Raw genomic sequence first — 4,743 nt, forward strand, 5'->3', positions numbered from 1 at the left:
GAGCACGATTCCGGCGAGCGCCCCCGCAGCGGCAACGACAACCGATTCCAGTACCGTAATGCGGGCGACCTGCGACGGCGTGGCACCGAGGAGTCGCAGAGTGGCGAGGCGGTCGTCGCGCCGACGAGCAGAGAGTCGCGCTGCGGCACCGCTCAACCCAGCGAGCGGAATGACCAAAAGCGCAAGGGCCAAGACGCTCAGGACGCGATACAACTCCGAGTAATCGGACTCCGGCCACTGCCAGAACATAATCGTGCCGCCGGTGACAATAAGGAGCAGCGCGGTCGTGATCGCAAAGGTCACCGCGGGCAGCGCGAGTGTTGCCGCACTATCCGCGCTCGGCCGCGCAAACATCCACGCCAGACGGGATATCGAGGGGCGACCCCGTGCTGGGCGGGCTACGACCGCGGTCATGCCGACACCTCGGAGGTGGCACCGACGACGTCGAGACGACCGTCACGGAGCCGGACGGTGCGCGAGCATCGGGCGGCCACCTGCTCATCGTGCGTCACGACGACGAGCGCACGGCTGCCATCCGCGGTGACCTCAAGGAGCGCCGACATGACCTCGGTCGAGGTCACAGAGTCGAGGGCACCCGTCGGTTCATCCGCGAAGATCACCCCTGCGCCCGTCACCTGGGCGCGGGCGATTGCCACCCGCTGCGCCTGGCCGCCCGAGAGCTCGCCGATGCGGCGCTTCTCAAGACCGGCTAGGCCAAGCTTTGCGAGCCACACGGAGGCATCGGCCTCAGCACTCCTCCGGGCGTGGCCGGCGAGAAGCAATGGGAGCGCGACGTTCTCGACAACGGTCAGTTCGGGGATCAGAAAGCCCTGCTGAAAAACGAAGCCGAACTCCTCTCGACGCAGGCGGGAGCGCTCAGATTCACCGAGGCCAGCAAGGCGCAGCGGGGCTGGCCCTGTCGACACCGTGATGTCACCTCCGCTCGGAGGCAGGATGCCCGCGAGAGCGTGAAGCAGCGTCGTCTTTCCCGAACCAGACGGCCCCATGATGGCCACGGACTCCCCCGCGCTGATGGACAGGCTCACCCCCGCGAGGGCCGTGTGATCGGCATAGGAGACAACGAGGTTCTGGGCGGCAAGCACGACGCGGCCCTGCGGGAAATGGTTCATGCCTCTAGCCTCGCCGTGAGCATCCATTCGCACATCAGCCCACGGATGCAAACCGGGGTCATCCTCGGGATGTATCTATCTTTGTGACGACCTCACCACGGCAACGACCCCTCCAACAACACCGGTTGCTAGAAACCCCACGGTGAACCCCGCGCTGACGCCGAGAACGATCCCCAGAGACACGCCCTGTGGTTCGAAATAGAGACCAGTAGCGGCCTGTGATACCCCAGCCATAAGCGCAAGAACAATGCCCCCAGCTATGCAGCGCAGGAGCCATCCATCCATAAGGGGCGGGGTGCTTGGCGGGCGTCGCAAGAGTAGGGCTAGAACCGCTGACACGCCAGCTATCGCGGCGAGAGCGGCGATAGCTGTCAGGGAACCCTGGAGCACTACTTCTCTCACCGTTAACTCATCGCCGCAGGTTTGTCCCAGCGGCACAAGACGAAACACCCACCCCCGCGGACTATCCAATCCTGCAGTCGCACAAATGCCCGCCCGCCGCTGCAATGAAGCCGCGAGGGTGCTTGCGACCATCGTCATGGCAAGGGTGGTCCAACCCACCCAACCCGCGGCACCGACGCGCGTCAGCACTGCTGCGGGCGAGACGTTACCGACTGACATGAACGAGACCCTACCTCCCCCGCCGCGGCCTATGGGGCGCCGTCGCAGGCTCAGGCCTTGCGGCGAGTGCTGCGGCGATACGGAGAGACTGTGGGGTCGCCTGGTATCCAGAAGCGCCAAGGGAAAAAATCGCTGCCCCCGTGCCCGGACACACCTGTTCTCGGCCCCGCTTCGTAGGCAGAGGGCGATGATGCCAATTCGAGGCGAATATCGCCTGACTGCAAGTCATGGCCGTTGTCACCGAGAGTGATGCCGAGAGCGACCGTGAGCCGCGCAGGGCCCCGCGCCAGGTCAACATCATCCTTAGTGGTATGGCGGCGAGCCCGCGCAATGTCGACGCCATCAATCACCTCGCCCGCACGCAGAAGAACTCCCGACGAAGTTCCCTCCGCCCCGGTAACAATGTTTGAACAGGTATGCATGCCGTACGTGAAATAGCAATAAAGGTGCCCAGGTGGACCGAACATAACCGCGTTCCGAGCAGTCTTGCCACGGTGCCCGTGCGAGCCAGGATCGTCCGCTCCGAGGTATGCCTCTACCTCGGTCAAACGCACGGTCACACCGCGGCTGATTAACCGCGCGCCCAAGAGCAGCGGCGCTACGTCAAGCGCGGGGCGAGCGAGCAGACTGCGATCAAACATGCGCCACCCCGCCTCGCCCCACGCCACTACACCTGAGGAACGAAAGCCCTGACGCGTGCGATGAGCACAACGAGCTGCTCGGCGACCCGCACCGGTGCGGTGCCGCCGACGCCGTCGCGGCTGGCGACGGCGCCCTCAACCGTGAGGACCTCGCGCACCCCGCCCGTGAGGCGAGGGTCAATGGCGGCATAGTCGGCATCCGATGCCTCGTGAAGCTCGAGACCATTTTTCTCGCAGAATGCGACGAGCGCCCCGCTGATCTCGTGCGCCTCGCGGAAGGGGACGCGCTGTTTGACGAGCCACTCGGCAACATCCGTCGCGAGAGAGAAGCCCTGGGGAGCAAGCTCAGCCATGCGATCCGTGTTGAAGCGGAGGGTAGCGACCATGCCCGTGAATGCGGGCAACAAGACCTCGAGCGTCTCGACAGAGTCGAAGACGGGCTCCTTGTCCTCCTGCAGATCGCGGTTATACGCGAGGGGCAGACCCTTGAGCGTGGCGAGAAGCCCGGCGAGGTTGCCGATGAGGCGGCCGGACTTGCCGCGGGCAAGCTCGGCGATGTCGGGGTTCTTCTTCTGCGGCATGATCGACGACCCCGTCGAATATCCGTCGTCGAGGGTGACGAAGTCGAACTCCCTCGTGTTCCAGATGATGATCTCCTCGGCGAACCGCGAAAGGTTGATGCCGATCGTCGACGCGATAAAGGCGAACTCCGCGACAACATCGCGGCTCGCCGTTGCGTCGATCGAGTTCTCGGTGGGGCCACTCAGACCAAGCTCGCGGGCGACCAAGGCGGGGTCGAGGCCGAGCGAGCTGCCGGCGAGGGCACCGGAACCATAGGGCGAGGCGGATGCCCGCACCGACCAGTCACGCAGGCGCTCCAAGTCGCGAACCAGAGGCCACGCGTGCGCCAGCAGGTGATGAGCGAGCAAGACGGGCTGAGCATGCTGAAGGTGCGTTCGGCCCGGCATGATCGCACCCATGTGGGCCTCGGCCTGTGCGGCGAGAGCATCAATCAGCTGAACAACGTCGTGCGTGATCACCCTGCCGTGGTCGAGCAGATACAACCGCACAAGCGTGGCGATCTGGTCATTGCGGCTGCGGCCGGCGCGAAGCTTGCCGCCCAACTCTGACCCCGCAATGTCGATCAGGTGCCGTTCGAGCGCGCCGTGAACATCCTCGTCGGACTCGGCGGCCACAATCGTGCCATTCTCGACGTCGGCGGCCAGGCGATCGAGGGCCGCGAGCATCCGCTGAAGCTCAGCCTCGTCGAGATATCCCGCCGCCGCGAGAGCGCGGGCATGCGCCCGGGAACCCTGAATGTCGTAGGGCGCCATCTGCCAGTCGAAGTGAGTCGACTTGCTGAGACGAGCGAGCTCAGGTGACGGGCCACCGCTGAAGCGGCCGCCCCACAGCGAACCTGTGTTTGTCTCGCCCGTTGTCGCCTTATCGTCGGTCATCGTCATGCCTCCACGGATGCTGCGGTCGACTTGTCAAGCAACCACACCATAAGCGCTTTCTGAGCGTGTAGGCGGTTCTCGGCCTCGTCCCAGATCACGCTCTGGCTGCCATCGATCACGCCGGCAGTCACCTCGTACCCGCGGTCGGCGGGAAGGCAATGCATGAAGAGGGCATCGGGGCGGGCGAGAGCCATCAGTTCGGAATCGACGCGATAGCCACCGAGGAGAGCGACCCGCTCAGCCTTCTCCTCTTCTTTGCCCATCGACACCCAGGTGTCGGTGACAACCACGTCAACATCGGTGACGGCGGCCTTGGGGTCGGTGAAGAGTGCGACGGAACCGCCCGTCGTGAGGGCAATACGCTCGGCGTCCGCGACAACCTCGGCGCTGGGCATGTAGCCCTCCGGGGCGGCGATGCGCACGTGCATACCCGCTGTTGCACCTGCGAGCAGATACGACTGCGCCATGTTGCAGGCACCGTCGCCAAGAAACGTGACCGTCTGCCCCGCGAGGTCACCACGGTGCTCACGGATCGTGAGCAGGTCGGCAAGAAGCTGGCAGGGGTGAAAGTCGTCCGAGAGTGCGTTGATCACGGGCACCGTGGTGCCCGCAGCCATCTCTTCGAGGCCTGCCTGCGCGTAGGTGCGCCACACGATCGCGGCAACCATACGCTCCATGACGCGAGCGGTGTCGGATGCCGTCTCCTTGCCCCCGAGCTGGCTATTCGCCGTGCTGATGATGAGGGGCACGCCCCCGAGATCGGCAATGCCGACCGCGAACGACACCCGCGTGCGCGTTGACGACTTGTCGAATATCACGGCAACGGTCTGCGGTCCCTCAAGCGGGCGCCGCTGAAAGCGGTCTGCCTTGAGAGACACGGCAAGGTCGAGGATC

At 65.0% G+C, this 4,743-nt stretch carries 5 protein-coding genes; all 5 read right to left on the reverse strand.

Translation table 11 applies throughout. The annotated features are described in order from the left end of the window. Positions 1 to 414: FtsX-like permease family protein (locus AC062T_RS01370; RefSeq protein ID WP_476026690.1), on the reverse strand; the 414-nt coding region annotated here is incomplete at its 3' end. Continuing rightward, entirely contained in the window at positions 411 to 1,130 is a 720-nt protein-coding gene (locus AC062T_RS01375) for an ABC transporter ATP-binding protein (protein WP_108515937.1), read from the reverse strand. The genes AC062T_RS01375 and AC062T_RS01370, both read right to left, overlap by 4 nt. Positions 1,131 to 1,801: 671 nt before the next feature. Next, positions 1,802 to 2,392 carry a DNA-3-methyladenine glycosylase gene (locus tag AC062T_RS01380; protein ID WP_108998540.1) on the reverse strand — a complete coding sequence of 197 codons (591 nt, stop codon included), beginning with the start codon at positions 2,390 to 2,392 and terminating at the stop codon, positions 1,802 to 1,804. Positions 2,393 to 2,418: 26 nt separating this feature from the next. After that, the gene (argH, locus tag AC062T_RS01385; protein ID WP_476026693.1) at positions 2,419 to 3,855 is read right to left on the reverse strand and encodes an argininosuccinate lyase; all 1,437 of its coding nucleotides are present in this window, start codon (positions 3,853 to 3,855) and stop codon (positions 2,419 to 2,421) included. After that, positions 3,852 to 4,742: an ornithine carbamoyltransferase gene (argF, locus tag AC062T_RS01390; protein ID WP_476026695.1), complete on the reverse strand. Its 891-nt coding sequence runs from the start codon at positions 4,740 to 4,742 to the stop codon at positions 3,852 to 3,854. Before argF ends, argH begins: the two co-directional genes overlap by 4 nt. Between the last annotated feature and the right edge of the window lies 1 nt (position 4,743).

It is taken from the genome of Homoserinimonas sp. (genome assembly GCF_056262345.1).

Excerpts from the sequence above, each read along its gene's own strand:
- AC062T_RS01375 (WP_108515937.1), bottom strand. The coding sequence starts at position 1,130 with ATGAACCATTTCCCGCAGGGCCGCGTCGTGCTTGCCGCCCAGAACCTC.
- AC062T_RS01380 (WP_108998540.1), bottom strand. The coding sequence starts at position 2,392 with ATGTTTGATCGCAGTCTGCTCGCTCGCCCCGCGCTTGACGTAGCGCCG.
- argH (WP_476026693.1), bottom strand. The coding sequence starts at position 3,855 with ATGACGATGACCGACGATAAGGCGACAACGGGCGAGACAAACACAGGT.